Annotated in this window: 13 protein-coding genes; 9 read left to right on the forward strand and 4 right to left on the reverse strand. The window is 60.9% G+C overall.

The window, feature by feature from the left end; all coding sequences use genetic code 11:
* Nucleotides 1-74: 74 nt before the first annotated feature.
* The gene (locus tag ACZZZ4_RS15135) at nt 75-443 is read right to left on the reverse strand and encodes a YkgJ family cysteine cluster protein (RefSeq protein ID WP_016771350.1); all 369 of its coding nucleotides are present in this window, start codon (nt 441-443) and stop codon (nt 75-77) included.
* A 301-nt stretch (nt 444-744) separates the two neighbouring features.
* Here ACZZZ4_RS15135 and ACZZZ4_RS15140 point away from each other — a divergent pair, with 301 nt between their 5' ends.
* Complete coding sequence (locus ACZZZ4_RS15140) at nt 745-2,094, forward strand: spinster family MFS transporter (protein WP_463548134.1); 1,350 nt, start codon at nt 745-747, stop codon at nt 2,092-2,094.
* A gap of 186 nt (nt 2,095-2,280) precedes the next feature.
* On the opposite strand, the gene rapA is transcribed toward ACZZZ4_RS15140, so the two are convergent.
* A complete protein-coding gene (gene rapA / locus ACZZZ4_RS15145; RefSeq protein ID WP_463548135.1) occupies nt 2,281-5,127 on the reverse strand; it encodes an RNA polymerase-associated protein RapA in 2,847 nt (948 codons plus the stop codon).
* A 238-nt stretch (nt 5,128-5,365) separates the two neighbouring features.
* Here rapA and ACZZZ4_RS15150 point away from each other — a divergent pair, with 238 nt between their 5' ends.
* The 3 genes from ACZZZ4_RS15150 to ccoM all read left to right on the forward strand — a co-directional run bounded on the left by ACZZZ4_RS15150 (nt 5,366) and on the right by ccoM (nt 6,221).
* The gene (locus ACZZZ4_RS15150; RefSeq protein WP_024011931.1) at nt 5,366-5,707 is read left to right on the forward strand and encodes a hypothetical protein; all 342 of its coding nucleotides are present in this window, start codon (nt 5,366-5,368) and stop codon (nt 5,705-5,707) included.
* Between the two features lie 94 nt (nt 5,708-5,801).
* Complete coding sequence (locus ACZZZ4_RS15155) at nt 5,802-5,963, forward strand: hypothetical protein (protein ID WP_165368411.1); 162 nt, start codon at nt 5,802-5,804, stop codon at nt 5,961-5,963.
* A 144-nt stretch (nt 5,964-6,107) separates the two neighbouring features.
* Nucleotides 6,108-6,221: a cytochrome c oxidase subunit CcoM gene (gene ccoM, locus ACZZZ4_RS15160; RefSeq protein ID WP_016771346.1), complete on the forward strand. Its 114-nt coding sequence runs from the start codon at nt 6,108-6,110 to the stop codon at nt 6,219-6,221.
* Between the two features lie 733 nt (nt 6,222-6,954).
* Here the strand turns inward: ccoM and ACZZZ4_RS15165 are convergent.
* Both ACZZZ4_RS15165 and ACZZZ4_RS15170 read right to left on the reverse strand, forming a co-directional pair.
* Nucleotides 6,955-8,430 (reverse strand): inorganic phosphate transporter, encoded by a 1,476-nt coding sequence (locus tag ACZZZ4_RS15165; protein WP_016771345.1) that lies wholly within the window; start codon nt 8,428-8,430, stop codon nt 6,955-6,957.
* Between the two features lie 371 nt (nt 8,431-8,801).
* Complete coding sequence (locus ACZZZ4_RS15170) at nt 8,802-9,002, reverse strand: hypothetical protein (protein ID WP_008080067.1); 201 nt, start codon at nt 9,000-9,002, stop codon at nt 8,802-8,804.
* 631 nt (nt 9,003-9,633) lie between these two features.
* Here ACZZZ4_RS15170 and pcaR point away from each other — a divergent pair.
* From pcaR to pcaF, 5 genes are all read left to right on the forward strand, one after another.
* Nucleotides 9,634-10,476 carry a pca regulon transcriptional regulator PcaR gene (pcaR, locus tag ACZZZ4_RS15175; protein WP_016771343.1) on the forward strand — a complete coding sequence of 281 codons (843 nt, stop codon included), beginning with the start codon at nt 9,634-9,636 and terminating at the stop codon, nt 10,474-10,476.
* Nucleotides 10,477-10,768: 292 nt separating this feature from the next.
* Entirely contained in the window at nt 10,769-12,115 is a 1,347-nt protein-coding gene (pcaK, locus tag ACZZZ4_RS15180) for a 4-hydroxybenzoate transporter PcaK (protein ID WP_039762657.1), read from the forward strand.
* Between the two features lie 195 nt (nt 12,116-12,310).
* Nucleotides 12,311-13,168 (forward strand): CoA transferase subunit A, encoded by an 858-nt coding sequence (locus ACZZZ4_RS15185; RefSeq protein ID WP_024011937.1) that lies wholly within the window; start codon nt 12,311-12,313, stop codon nt 13,166-13,168.
* Nucleotides 13,168-13,947: a CoA-transferase subunit beta gene (locus tag ACZZZ4_RS15190; RefSeq protein ID WP_463548136.1), complete on the forward strand. Its 780-nt coding sequence runs from the start codon at nt 13,168-13,170 to the stop codon at nt 13,945-13,947. Before ACZZZ4_RS15185 ends, ACZZZ4_RS15190 begins: the two co-directional genes overlap by 1 nt.
* Nucleotides 13,944-15,149 carry a 3-oxoadipyl-CoA thiolase gene (pcaF, locus tag ACZZZ4_RS15195; protein WP_463548137.1) on the forward strand — a complete coding sequence of 402 codons (1,206 nt, stop codon included), beginning with the start codon at nt 13,944-13,946 and terminating at the stop codon, nt 15,147-15,149. Before ACZZZ4_RS15190 ends, pcaF begins: the two co-directional genes overlap by 4 nt.
* Nucleotides 15,150-15,161: the final 12 nt, after the last annotated feature.

The raw sequence follows: 15,161 nt of genomic DNA on the forward strand, positions 1-15,161 counted from the left end.
TCAGCCTGCACGGCGTAGTGGCACATTGGTGGTAATGATTTTGCCATTAGCCTCATAGCGATTTGCGCTAAGGCTCAGGCAATGCGCTCCAGCGGCAGGTCGTTCCAGTGTGGCGGCAAGGGTGGCAGGCCGTGGGCGGCGCGGGCCTTGTCGCAGTCGGGGTTGTGCTCGCCGTTCTCCCACGACGCCTCGAACTCGCGGCAGGTGCTCGAACGCTTGTCATAGATCGTACACGCCACAGCGCTGCCGACCTCACCCGCCAATGACGTGCAACGCGTCGGTTTGCGGTCGGTGCCGATCATTGCCACTCGGCTTGGAGTGATCTGCGCAACCAGTTCATCGGGCACCGTCCCGCCAGCGGATGAGCACTCACCCCAGAAAAAAGACACACGAAAATGGGAACAGCAGGCACCGCAATTCAGACACGGACTGGCTTCGGACATGGGCGGGGGTATCAAAGGGATTGATCGGAAGATCCGGACGGATCCGGCGGCCATTCTAGGCTTTGCCATGGCGTTGGGAAGGGGGGCACGAAACTATTTTTTTGTCGCCGGATTTTGCCGCGAAAGCCCCGTATGGCGGGGGATTCCAGACTTATCAAGGGCTTACGTTTCGTTACAGTGCGATGGGTCGATATCAGGCTGACGAATGATGACAGACAGCCCCCGCGCGGCTGACTAGATTGCAGGTTCCGGGCTCGACGCGCTGGCAGTGAAGCCCTCATAACAATAAAGAGACGGACCCATGCAGAACTCGACCCAAGCGGCGAATGCCTGGCGCATTCTGTTCCTGCTGTTCCTCGCCAACCTGTTCAATTTCTTCGACCGCACCATCCCGGCGATCATCATCGAACCGATCCGCATGGAATGGCATCTCAGCGACTTTCAGCTGGGCATCATCGGCACCGCGTTCACCATCGTTTACGCCGTTGCCGGTCTGCCGCTGGGGCGCATGGCCGACACCGGTTCACGCAGCAAACTGATGGGCTGGGGCCTGGCGACCTGGAGTGCGCTGACTGCGGTCAACGGTATGGTCGGCAGTTTCTGGAGCTTTTTGATCGTGCGCATGGGCATCGGCATCGGCGAAGCCAGTTACGCACCAGCGGCCAACTCGCTGATCGGCGATCTGTTTCCGGCACACCGTCGCGCGCGGGCGATGGGTATTTTCATGCTCGGCCTGCCGCTGGGGCTGCTGCTGGCGTTCTTCACCATCGGCGCGATGGTCAAGGCCTTCGACAGCTGGCGCGCGCCGTTCTTCATCGCTGCCGTGCCGGGGTTGATCCTGGCGATTTTCATGTTCTTCATCAAAGAGCCAAAACGCGGCGCGGCAGAAACCGTGCAGGTCTCGCAGGAGAAAGTCGACCGGCCTATCCGTCGCGTCCTCGCCGTGCCGACCTTCCTGTGGCTGGTGATGGCCGGGCTGTGCTTCAACTTCGCCACCTATGCCTGCAACTCGTTTCTGGTGCCGATGCTGCAGCGTTATTTCCTCATGCCGTTGCAGGAGGCGGCGGTGGCCACCGGCATGATCGTTGGCGTCACCGGGCTGGTCGGGCTGACCCTCGGCGGCTGGATCGCCGACAAGATTCATCAGCGTTTCGCCAGTGGGCGGCTGTTGTTTGCCGCATTCAGCCTGATCATTTCAACCCTGTGCACAGCGTGGGCGCTGCATGCCGGGCGCATCGAGATCGGTGTGTTCGTCGCGGTGTTCAGTGTCGGCTGGCTGTTCGCGTACAACTTCTACACCTGCGTGTACACGGCGATTCAGGACGTCGTCGAACCGCGCCTGCGGGCGACGGCGATGGCGTTGTTCTTCGCCGGTCTGTATCTGCTCGGCGGTGGGTTGGGGCCGGTGGTGGTGGGTGGGCTGTCGGATCACTTCGCGCATACGGCAATGCTGGCGGCGGGGGCTGAGCAGATGACCGAAGCGTTCAAGGCTGTCGGCCTGCATGACGCGATGTACCTGATCCCGGTGGCGCTGTTTTTGACCATGGTCTTTCTGTTTCTGGCATCGCGGTGTTTTGTCCGGGATGCGCAGCGGATGAAGGAGGGATTGGTGGCGGTGTTTGAGCCAGAAATTTCTGCGGCGACTGCATGATTGCAATCGCTGGCAAGCCAGCTCCCACAGTGACCGAGTCGTACACATAATCTGTAAAACAACCCGGAACCTGTGGGAGCTGGCTTGCCAGCGAAGGGGCCATCAGCATCACCGGATAAACATCAGACAAACAAAAAGGCCCGCATCACTGCGAGCCTCTTGGTTTTCAGCGGTGGAGCGGGGCGATTAGCCCGCTACCAGCACCCGAATCGCTTCCAGGCGCAGCGCCGCTTTGTCGAGCATCGCCAGACCCTGCTCACGCTGAGTGCGCAACGCCTCCAGTTCGCTGTCGCGCACCGTCGGGTTGACCGCTTGCAACGCGGTCAGGCGCGCCAGTTCTTCGTCAGTGTCGGCGGCCAGAAGACGGCGCGCTTCAGCCACACGCTCGGCGTGACGCGGGGCGATCTTTTCTTCGCCGGCGTTGATCCGTGGCGTCAATTGATCACGCTGGGCCTGGATGAACTTGTTGGCGCTGGCCCGTGGCACGCTTTCCAGCTGATCGTTGAGGGTTTCGAACGACACCCGTGGCGACAGGTCGTTGCCGTTGGCATCGAGCAGGCAACGCAGCGCCGCCGGTGGCAGGTAGCGACCCAGTTGCAGCGAGCGTGGTGCGACCACTTCGCTGACGTACAGCAATTCCAGCAACACGGTGCCCGGCTTCAGCGCCTTGTTCTTGATCAGCGCGACGGCGGTGTTGCCCATCGAACCGGACAGCACCAGGTCCATGCCGCCCTGCACCATCGGGTGCTCCCAGGTGATGAACTGCATGTCTTCGCGCGACAGCGCCTGGTTGCGGTCGTAGGTGATGGTCACGCCTTCGTCGTCGCCCAGCGGGAAGCTGGCGTCGAGCATCTTCTCGCTCGGCTTGAGGATCAGGGCGTTTTCCGAGTGGTCTTCGCTGTCGATGCCGAAGGCGTCGAACAGGGTTTCCATGTAGATCGGCAGGGCGAACTGGTCGTCCTGCTCGAGGATCGCCTCGACCAGCGCTTCACCTTCGCCAGCGCCACCGGAGTTGAGTTCCAGCAGACGGTCGCGGCCAGTGTGCAGCTCGGCTTCGAGACGTTCACGCTCGGCGCGTGCTTCGTCGATCAGCGCTTGCCACTCGCCGTCATCGGCTTCTTCAAGCAGCGGCAGCAGGCGCGGGCCGAACTGATGCTGCAAGGCGTTGCCGGTCGGGCAGGTGTTGAGGAAGGCGTTGAGCGCCTCGTGGTACCACTGGAACAGGCGCTGTTGCGGGCTGGTTTCCAGGTACGGCACGTGCAGTTCGATGATGTGTTTCTGGCCGATCCGGTCGAGACGACCGATGCGCTGCTCGAGCAGGTCCGGGTGCGACGGCAGATCGAACAGCACCAGGTGGTGAGCAAACTGGAAGTTGCGACCTTCACTGCCGATTTCCGAACAGATCAGCACCTGCGCGCCGAATTCTTCGTCGGCGAAGTAGGCGGCGGCGCGGTCACGCTCGAGGATGTTCATGCCTTCGTGGAACACCGTGGCCGGGATGCCGGAACGCACGCGCAACGCGTCTTCCAGGTCCATCGCGGTTTCGGCGTGGGCGCAAATCACCAGCACTTTGGTGCGCTTGAGCATTTTCAGCTGATCGATCAGCCACTCGACGCGCGGGTCGAATTTCCACCAGCGCTCTTCTTCGCTGGCGTCCGGCTGGGCCTGGAAGCTGACTTCCGGGTACAGCTCGGCGTGTTCGCCCAGCGGCAGTTCGAGGTATTCGTCCGGGCACGGCAGCGGGTATGGATGCAGTTTTCGCTCCGGGAAACCCTGCACAGCGGCGCGGGTGTTGCGGAACAGCACGCGGCCGGTGCCGTGGCGATCAAGCAGTTCACGGACGAGGCGGGCGCTGGCTTCAGTATCGCCATCGTTGACGGCGGTGAGCAGGGCTTCGCCTTCATTGCCGAGGAAACCGTGAATGGTCTTGTGCGCCTCGGCGGAGAGACGGCCCTTGTCGAGCAGTTCCTGCACCGCTTCGGCGACCGGGCGATAGTTATCGCTCTCGGCGCGGAACGCGGCCAGGTCGTGGAAACGGTTCGGGTCGAGCAGGCGCAGACGGGCGAAGTGGCTGTCCTGACCGAGTTGTTCCGGGGTGGCGGTGAGCAGCAGCACGCCGGGGATGACTTCGGCCAGTTGCTCGACCAGCGAATATTCCGCGCTGGCTTTTTCTTCATGCCAGACCAGGTGGTGCGCTTCGTCGACCACCAGCAGGTCCCAACCGGCAGCGAACAAGGCGTCCTGTGCCTTCTCGTCGTCGACCAGCCACTCCAGCGCGACCAGCGCCAGTTGCGTGTCTTCGAACGGGTTGGTGGCATCGCTTTCGATGAAGCGTTCTTCGTCGAACAGTGCGACCTGCAGGTTGAAGCGGCGGCGCATCTCCACCAGCCACTGATGCTGGAGGTTTTCCGGAACCAGAATCAGCACGCGGTTGGCGCGGCCCGAAAGCAGTTGGCGATGGATGACCAGACCGGCTTCGATGGTTTTACCCAGCCCCACTTCGTCCGCCAGCAATACCCGTGGGGCGATACGGTCGGCGACTTCGCGGGCGATGTGCAACTGGTGTGCGATCGGCTGCGCGCGCACGCCGCCCAGGCCCCAGAGCGAGGACTGCAACTGGCGGCTGGTGTGTTCAAGGGTGTTGTAGCGCAGGGAGAACCACGACAGCGGGTCGATCTGCCCGGCGAACAGGCGGTCGCTGGCCAGACGGAACTGAATGAAGTTAGACAGCTGGGTTTCCGGCAGGGTGACCACTTCGTTCTGCCCGTTGAGGCCGTGATAGACCATCAGCCCGTCGACGTCGTCGACCTGCTGCACGGTCATCTTCCAGCCTTCGAAATGGGTGATGGAGTCGCCGGGCGAGAACCGCACGCGGGTCAGGGGCGCATTCCGTAGCGCGTACTGGCGGGTTTCGCCAGTGGCCGGGTAAAGCACGGTCAGCAAGCGGCCGTCCTGTGCCAGAACGGTGCCTAAACCAAGCTCTGCTTCGCTGTCACTGATCCAGCGTTGCCCCGGTTGATACTGCTGCGCCATGCTGCCTGACTCCCACCTTGAAAAAGCGGGCTATCTTAACGGAATGCGACCCTGAGGGCCAAAGGAATAGGAGCAGCGGCAAGCTTTTAGCTTCGAGCTGCAAGCTGAAGCCGAGGCGTCATGTGTCGCTTTTTCAAGCGGCAGGGCACCAGTCAGTGTCTACCGGGTCACAAGTTTGCGACAGGCGGCTCAAGGCGCCTGCACCCCAGCCGATAGCCTGCAGACAGGAGACCTTTATATGTTGCCACCGATGCTCCCCTTGAGCGCCGTGCCGATCACTTCCCAGCAGGATCCGATCCGCCAGCGGCCGGACATCCCGCCAGTGGTGCCGGTGCAGGAAAGCTCCAACGAAAGCACGATCGATCTGCAGAAACGTGATCCGGAAGAGGATCGCCTGCTGGCGCGCGAAGAGCAGCGTCGCCAACAGGAGCGTGATCGTCGGCGTCGCGAGGCGGATGAGGATCCTGAAGAGCATCTGGCCGTGCCGGGCACTGAGCTGAACGCTGACAACACCGTACCGGTGGTGCCGTTGATAGACGATCAGCCGCGTCAGGGCTTGTGGGTCGATATCGAGATTTGACCGGTGACTGGTCAGCGTCTGCGCCACGCGGCATGATTGGCGCAATCCTGCCGGTGACGGCAGCTCTGATCTCTTTTGCGATGTGCCGGACGCCATGAGCCAAGACGACAAACTGATCGACCTCAGCACTGAACGCGCCAAGCGTGTGCATGACCTCAACGAGAAACGCTTGAATGAAGTGCGCAACGCCTTCGAGCAGGCGATGCCGTTGGGAAAAACCAAGAAAAAGTCGAAGAACAAGCCGAAAAAGCGTTGATCTCCCACTGCATTGGTTGATGCAGGTCAGTTATTTCCCCTCCTTTATTTCTCAACGTTGCGGATATTGATCCTAGTCAATATGTGCGCCTGTGTGTTTGTTAATTTGAATCCATCGCAGCAAAGCAGGGCCAGGAGGCCAGTCATGTTTTTCGATAACGTGGTGTTTGCCGGGGTTCTCACGGTGGGGCTCATGGTGCTGTTTTTTGCAGGGTTTGGATTTTTTATCTGGAAGGATGCGCATAAGCGGCGCAAGTGAGTTCTTCTGGATTTGATGGGCACGCAAGGCATTTTGGGGCGACTTCGGTTGCCCCTTTTTTGTGCCTTGGCGGCCTCTGGGCCGACCAGATTCTTGGGGTTTTGGGTGAATATCCGTTGCTTCGGGTGTTGCTGATTACGGTTCCGCCCTTACGGCGGGTCACCTTTTTCAAACGCCAAAAAGGTAACCCAAAAGGCTTGCTCCTACGTTCGGCCCTCGCAGGCTCGGGTTCCTTCGCTGCGGGACTGATCCGGGCGCAGCGGCTCCGGTTTGCTTCGCTGCACCTCCTTCCGCTGTGTACGACTGCGTCGTACGGTCGCTACGCTCCCACGCCCGGATCAATCCCTCCACTCAGCCTTCCGACGTCGCCTGTGAATCAAGATCAAAAGCGGTACTCGAGCTTGCGCTCATTGTTTTGAGTGGTGAAAAGCGTGTGGTCTGCTTTGGATCTGTGTTGGATTCGCCCCTCACCCCAGCCCTCTCCCCGAGGAGAGGGAGCTGATTTGTGTGCTTTTCAAATCCTGAGTTCAACTCGGACTTTCACATCGACGTAACTCGCTCAAACACCTCGGTCAGTCCCCTCTTCCTCCGGGAGAGGGCTAGGGTGAGGGGCTCTTGATCTGGCTTTTGCTTTGGCTTTTGATCTCTTGCCCCTTCGGCAGACTTCTTACCCCCAATAACAAAAAAGGCATGATCCTCACGAATCACGCCTTTTCCAATCAACAGCTAACGATCAACTACCCAACGCCTTCGAAGCCAGCCAGAACAACCCGGCCGACAGCGCCACGGTCGCTGGCAAGGTCAGTACCCAGGCCAGCAGAATAGTCTTCACCGTACCACCTTGCAGGCCGCTCTTGTTGGCAACCATGGTCCCGGCCACACCCGAAGACAGCACGTGAGTGGTCGACACCGGCAGGCTGAAAATGTTGGCCATGCCGATCAGGCTGGCTGTGGTGATCTGTGCCGACATGCCCTGCGAATAAGTCATGCCTTGCTTGCCGATCTTCTCGCCAATGGTCAGCACCACACGCTTCCAGCCGACCATGGTGCCCAGGCCCAATGCCAGGGCAACCGCCAGAATCACCCAGAACGGGGCGTATTCAGTGGTGGTGGTCAGGTCTTTGCGCAGCTTGTCGAGGTCAGCCTTTTCACGGGCTTCCAGGCCTGGCAGCTTGCCTACTTTCTTCGCCGTGTCGTCCAGGCAGAGCAGGTAGCGACGCACTTCGATGCGGCTGTCCGATGACAGCGAATGGTAGTCCGCTACACCTTTGAGGGTGTGCAGCAGGGCGGTGATGGTCGGTTCGGTCTGCTGCGGGTTGCAGCGGAATTTCTCCGGCAGGTCGCCTTCCACGCTCTTGCCCAGGGCCAGGAACTCACCCAGCGAATCGGCGTTGCGCTGGTAGAACTGGCTCAGGTGCAGGGTCGCGTCGCGGGTGCGTTCGATCTGGTAGGTGGTGCTGTTCAGGTCGAGCACGAACTGCGCCGGGACGATGCCGATCAGCACCAGCATGATCAGGCCGATGCCTTTCTGACCGTCGTTGGAACCGTGCACGAAGCTCACGGCCATGGCCGAGATCACCAGGACCAGACGGTTCCAGAACGGTGGGTGCTTTTTGTCGTCGATCTTGCGGCGCTGTTCCGGCGTCTTGTGCATCTTCGACAGCGGGCGCCACCATTTCAGGCCGATCAGCACCAGTGCGGCGATGAGGAAGCCGGCCATCGGCGAGAACACCAGCGAGGCGCCGATGTCGATCGCTTTCTGCCAGTTCACGCCATCTCTCAACGGGATGTCGTTGATCAGCGCGTTGGCCAGGCCGACACCGAGGATCGAGCCGATCAGGGTGTGCGAGCTGGAAGCCGGGATACCGAAGTACCAGGTGCCCAAATTCCAGGCGATGGCTGCGGCGAGCAACGAGAACACCATCGCCAGGCCATGGCCGGTGTTCACATTGATCAGCAGCTCAACCGGCAGCAAGTGGACGATGGCATACGCCACCCCAACCCCGCCCAGCAGCACGCCGAGAAAATTGAACACACCGGAAAAGAACACCGCCAGGTGTGGCGGCATGGCTTTGGTGTAGATAACAGTGGCTACCGCGTTAGCGGTGTCATGAAATCCATTGATGAACTCGAAGGCGAGGACAAACGTCAGGGCGAGCAAGAGGCTCACAAGCACCCAAGCATCCAGTCCGCTGAATAAATCGATCATGAAGGTTTTCTGACCCGGTCGTAAGGGGGCGCGATTATGCCAGAAAAGACAGGAAATCGATGCCCCGTCTGCTCATTGGTCACAGGCATCTGCGATCTAATTTGTTGCAGGGCGTGAAAACCAAGCGCTGCGCAGGGTTTTTCAACTAATTGATTTTAATGAAGAAATTGGATTTTTAAGGCAAATTTTCCGACGCCGCATAGTCTCAAACGTTTGTCTGAAATATCTCTGAAACCTGTGGGACGCTCGTTCACAAGCCGCAAAACAGTGATGCAGCCGCTGCCCGCGGATAGCGGGCGCGCGAGGTGTCGTCTTGCCACCGCGCTGTGGCCGAGGTGGACGCCGACTATCGAATGCTCAACCGCCGTGGCTCATGGCTCTTCGGCTTTGAGTTCCTTTTCGATCTTTTCGATTTCCTGCTTGAACACCTGATCCTGAACGGTTGGGCGCTTGCGCCATGCCTTGCGTTCCGGTTCCGGCTGAGCGGCGTAGGTGGTGACTTCCCCGCCGTAAACTTCCTTGTAACGTTGTTCCTGGCGCTCTAGTTCCGCGCGCAGTTCGTCTTTTGTCACGGTGCTACCTGTATGAGTTGAATTGAATATCCGGTGAAACACACTGCAACGAGTCAATTGCGCGCCCCCGCCAGTCATCCACAGCCCGATCAGGCGCGGAGACATTGAAGAGGCAATCAAGACTTCCGTGTTACAGGCGGCTACGGCACCAGATAAAAACTGACGCAGCATCAGTTTCCTGTTTCAGCGAGCGCTGGCGTTGCATGTGTGATGGGCGCCGGGCGCTGGCCGGAGCTGAGACGAAGGACCTCGTTTCAGCAAGTCGCAGGCTTTTGATTAAAGCGCCGCGATTAGGGTGCATTATAGCGGCCGATTCGGGAATGACTATCTTTGCCAAGTTAAAAACGGTTCTGAATGTGTGATGGTTTTGTTGCTGGCAACTTTTGCCGCTAGTTAAGTGTAAAGACAGCGTTATAGAACAGGCGTTCTGTTTTTGGCGCCATTAACTGGAACAACTAAGTTGCGAGCAGAATCGCTAAAGCGGCCTCAAGGATGAAGAGGAGGGCAGGGGTCTGGATTGCGATTATCGGTCGGCAGTTCGATAATCGCCCAATGTTGGCGCCCCGGTGCTTGTGCATCGCGCGGCGAGCCGTTTGACTAGGCATCGATGCGTGCCGGACAAGGACAAGAAATGAACGATCAAATGCGCAACTCCTTCACGTCGGTGGCGCCGCCCATCGTCGCCTCGCCGGCCAAGCGCATTCAGGCGCTGACTGGTGATCCGGATTTCATGACCTCGCTGGCCCGAGGCCTGGCGGTGGTGCAGGCGTTTCAGGAACGCAAACGCCACCTGACCATCGCGCAGATCAGTCATCGCACGGAAATCCCCCGAGCCGCCGTGCGCCGTTGCCTGCATACGCTGATCAAGCTCGGCTACGCCACCACTGACGGCCGCACCTATTCGCTGCTGCCGAAAGTGCTGACCCTCGGCCATGCCTATTTGTCCTCGACACCGCTGGCCGTATCCGCCCAACCGTATCTGGACCGCATGAGCGAGCAGCTGCACGAAGCCTGCAACATGGCGACGCTGGAGGGCGATGACATTCTCTATATCGCGCGTTCGGCGACCACTCAGCGATTGATCTCGGTCGACCTTTCGGTCGGTGGACGGCTGCCGGCATATTGCACGTCGATGGGGCGGATTCTGTTGGCCGCGCTGGACGACACCTCCCTGGGCGAATACCTCGACCACGCCGAACTGGTGGCCAAGACCAGCCGCACCATTCATACCCCGGACGCTTTGCTCGAATGTTTGCAGCAGGTGCGGCAGCAGGGCTGGTGCATTGTTGATCAGGAACTGGAACAGGGGCTGCGCTCGATCGCCGTGCCGGTGTACGACGCCTCCGGGCAAGTGGTGGCAGCGCTGAATGTCAGCACCCACGCCGGGCGGGTCAGCCGCGCCGAGCTGGAGCAGCGCTTCTTGCCCGGCCTGCTCAGCGCCAGTCGCGACCTCAGCGCGCAGCTGTTCGCCTGAGGAAGCTGTTCGATAAACGCACAGTGTTGCGTTTATCGAATTGACGCTAAAACCCTCGGATCATTAATGTCGCGGCAGCGTCATCCGGCGCTGATGTGAATGAGCTCGCCGGACTGTCGACCCCATAATAATGACAAGAGGCAACTCACCATGCGCTCGCTCCCCCACTGTCTGTATCCCACCCGTTGTTGCCGGGTTCACCGCAACGCCTGATTGCAACCTTCTATTCTTGTGACCGTGCCGTGCTTTGGCCGGCCGCCGTTCGACTGCGTTTTCGCGTGGAATAAAAATAATGAACCAGCCTCAGTCCGCTGTGGGTAACTGCCTCGATGTGCAGACCTTCATCAACGCTCAACCGATCTCGCGCTATCAGTGGCGGGTGGTGATCCTGTGTTTCCTGATCGTATTTCTCGACGGCCTCGACACCGCCGCCATGGGCTTCATCGCCCCGGCGCTGTCGCAGGACTGGGGCATCGACCGTGCCAGCCTCGGCCCGGTGATGAGTGCTGCGCTGATCGGCATGGTCTTCGGCGCACTCGGCTCCGGCCCTCTGGCTGACCGCTTCGGGCGAAAAGTCGTGCTCGTCGGTGCGGTGATTCTGTTCGGCGGCTTCAGCCTGGCCTCGGCGTACAGCACCAACGTCGAACAGCTGCTGGTATTGCGCTTTCTAACCGGCCTCGGTCTCGGCGCGGGCATGCCCAACGCCACAACGCTGCTCTCGGAATACACCCCGGAGCGCAAGAAGTCGCTGCTGGTGACCAGCATGTTCTGCGGCTTCAACCTCGGCATGGCCGGCGGCGGTTTCATCTCGGCAAAACTGATCCCGGCCTTCGGCTGGCACGCGTTGCTGATGATCGGCGGGATCCTGCCACTGATCCTCGCGGTAGTGCTGCTGTTCTGGCTGCCGGAATCGGCGCGCTACCTGGTGGTGCGCAACCGTGGCACCGACAAAGTACGCAAGACCCTCGCGCCGATCGACCCGGTTACCGTCGCCCAGGCTGCGAGCTTCAGCGTGCCGGAACAGAAAACCGTGAAGGCGCGCAATGTCTTCGCGGTGATTTTCTCCGGCACTTACAGCACCGGCACCTTGCTGCTGTGGCTGACCTATTTCATGGGCCTGGTGATTGTGTACCTGCTGACCAGTTGGCTGCCGACGCTGATGCGCGACAGCGGCGCGAGCATGGAGCAGGCCGCGTTCATCGGTGCGTTGTTCCAGTTTGGCGGCGTGTTGAGCGCGGTCGGGGTGGGCTGGGCGATGGATCGCTTCAATCCGCACAAGGTCATCGGCATTTTCTACCTGCTGGCCGGGGTGTTTGCCTACGCGGTGGGGCAGAGCCTGGGCAACATTACCTTGCTGGCGACGCTGGTACTGGTGGCGGGCATGTGCGTTAACGGCGCGCAATCGGCGATGCCGTCATTGGCAGCACGCTTCTACCCGACTCAAGGTCGCGCGACCGGTGTGTCGTGGATGCTCGGCATCGGCCGCTTTGGCGCGATCCTCGGCGCTTGGATGGGCGCAACCTTGCTTGGTCTGGGCTGGAATTTCGAGCAGGTGCTGACGGCGCTGGTGATCCCGGCAGGGTTGGCGACGGCGGCGGTGCTGATCAAGGGCATGGTCAGTCATGCGGATGCGACCTGAGGCAGACCCATGATCGTTCCCACGCGGAGCGTGGGAACGATCATTAGGGAAGCAACAATCCGTTCGATAAACGAACACTCAGTCGATTATCGGATTGTTTGGCGAATTTCCCGAGCTTAATCTTCAGTGACTCCGGCGCTGAACCTCGCGCCTTTTTATCACTGGCGATTCCTTACAAGAACAGGAGCCTGCTCCATGGCTGAGATCCTTTCGCTGCACGACGCGGTGAAGCAATTCGTCAACGACGGCGATACCGTCGCCCTCGAAGGCTTCACTCACCTGATCCCTACGGCAGCGGGTCATGAAATCATTCGTCAAGGCAAGAAAGATCTGACGCTGGTGCGGATGACGCCTGACCTGATCTACGACCAACTGATCGGCGCCGGATGTGCGCGCAAACTGATTTTCTCCTGGGGCGGCAACCCGGGTGTGGGCTCGCTGCACCGTTTGCGTGACGCGGTCGAAAAGCAGTGGCCGCACGCGCTGGAAATTGAAGAACACAGCCACGCCGACCTTGCCAACGCTTACGTCGCTGGCGCATCCGGCCTGCCGTTCGCGGTGCTGCGTGCCTACGCCGGCTCCGACCTGCCGAAGGTCAATCCGCTGATCAAAACCGTGACCTGTCCGTTCACCGGCGAAGTGTTAGCGGCAGTGCCATCGGTACGCCCGGACGTCACCGTGATTCACGCGCAGAAAGCCGACCGCAAAGGCAACGTGTTGCTCTGGGGCATTCTCGGCGTGCAGAAAGAAGCGGCGCTGGCGGCCAAGCGCTGCATCGTCACCGTGGAAGAAATCGTCGACGACCTCAATGCACCGATGAACGCTTGCGTACTGCCGACCTGGGCCTTGAGCGCGGTCTGCCATGTGCCGGGTGGCGCGCATCCGTCCTACGCTCACGGTTACACCGAGCGTGACAATCGTTTCTATCAGGCGTGGGACCCGATCGCTCGCGACCGTGAGACGTTTACCGCGTGGATCAACGAATACATCCATGGCTGCGCTGATTTCAGCGAATTCCAGGCCAAATTGGCCGCTGCTTCGGAGGCCAAGTAATGACTTACACCACCAATGAAATGATGACCGTCGCGGCGGCCCGGCGCCTGAAGAACGGCTCGGTATGCTTCGTCGGCATCGGCCTGCCCTCGAAAGCCGCCAACCTTGCGCGCCTGACATCATCGCCGGACGTAGTGCTGATTTACGAATCCGGCCCGATTGGCGCCAAGCCGAGCGTACTGCCGCTGTCCATCGGTGACGGCGAGTTGGCCGAGACCGCCGACACCGTGGTGCCGACCGGTGAGATTTTTCGCTACTGGCTGCAGGGCGGGCGCATCGACGTCGGTTTTCTCGGCGCCGCGCAGGTCGACCGTTTCGGCAACATCAACACCACCGTGGTCGGCGACTACCACGCGCCAAAAGTGCGTCTGCCGGGTGCCGGTGGCGCGCCGGAGATCGCCGGTTCGGCGAAAAGCGTGTTGATCATCCTTAAACAGTCGGCGCGTTCGTTTGTCGACAAACTCGATTTCATCACCTCGGTCGGTCATGGCGAGGGTGGCGACTCGCGTAAACGTCTCGGCCTGCCGGGCGCCGGGCCGGTGGGCATCATCACCGACCTGTGCATCATGGAACCGGAGGAGGGCACCCACGAATTTGTGGTCACCGCGCTGCATCCGGGCGTGACCCGCGAGCAAGTGGTTGCCGCCACCGGTTGGGCGATCCGTTTTGCCGACGCCGTTGCAACCACCGCTGAGCCGACCGAAGTCGAGCTGACCGCGCTGCGTGATCTGGAAGCGCGCACCGCTGCCGCCCACGGTCAGGCGCCGGGAGAAGCATGATGCGTGACGTGTATATCTGCGATGCGATTCGCACCCCCATTGGCCGTTTCGGCGGCGCACTGTCCGCCGTGCGCGCCGATGACCTTGCCGCCGTGCCGATCAAAGCCTTGATGGAGCGCAATCCATCGGTGGACTGGAACGCCGTCGATGAGGTGTTCCTCGGCTGCGCCAATCAGGCCGGCGAAGACAACCGCAACGTTGCGCGCATGGCATTGCTGCTCGCCGGCCTGCCGGACAGCGTGCCCGGCGTTACGCTCAACCGCCTCTGCGCTTCGGGCATGGACGCGATCGGCACCGCATTCCGTGCGATTGCCAGCGGCGAGATGGAGCTGGCGATCGCCGGCGGCGTCGAGTCGATGTCCCGCGCGCCATTCGTGATGGGCAAGGCCGACGCGGCGTTCTCGCGCAACATGAAACTGGAAGACACCACCATCGGCTGGCGTTTCATCAACCCGCTGATGAAGGCGCAGTACGGCGTCGATGCCATGCCGCAGACCGCTGATAACGTCGCCGACGACTATAAAGTCTCGCGCGCAGATCAGGACGCCTTTGCCTTGCGCAGTCAGCAACGTACCGCCGCCGCTCAAGCCGCCGGATACTTCGCTGAAGAAATCGTCGAAGTGCGCATCGCCCACAAAAAGGGCGAAACCGTGGTCTGCGAGGACGAACATCCGCGCGCCGACACTACGATTGAAGCGCTGGCCAAACTGAAACCGGTCAACGGCGCGGACAAAACCGTTACTGCCGGCAATGCCTCCGGGGTCAACGATGGTGCTGCTGCGCTGATTCTGGCGTCAGCCGAAGCGGTGAAAAAACACGGCCTGACCGCCCGCGCAAAAGTGCTCGGCATGGCCAGCGCCGGTGTCGCGCCACGGGTGATGGGCATCGGCCCGGTGCCAGCGGTGCGCAAACTGACCGAGCGCCTCGGCGTGGCGGTCAGCGATTTCGACGTGATCGAACTCAACGAAGCGTTTGCCAGCCAGGGTCTGGCGGTGCTGCGCGAACTGGGGCTGGCGGATGACGCGCCGCAGGTCAACCCGAATGGCGGCGCGATTGCCCTCGGTCACCCATTGGGCATGAGCGGTGCGCGGCTGGTGCTGACTGCCCTGCATCATCTGGAAAAGACTGGCGGCAAGAAAGGTCTGGCGACCATGTGCGTCGGTGTTGGCCAGGGTCTGGCCCTGGCCATCGAACGTGTCTGACGCGCTGCGGCA

The sequence above is a fragment of the Pseudomonas sp. AC252 genome (assembly GCF_979258105.1).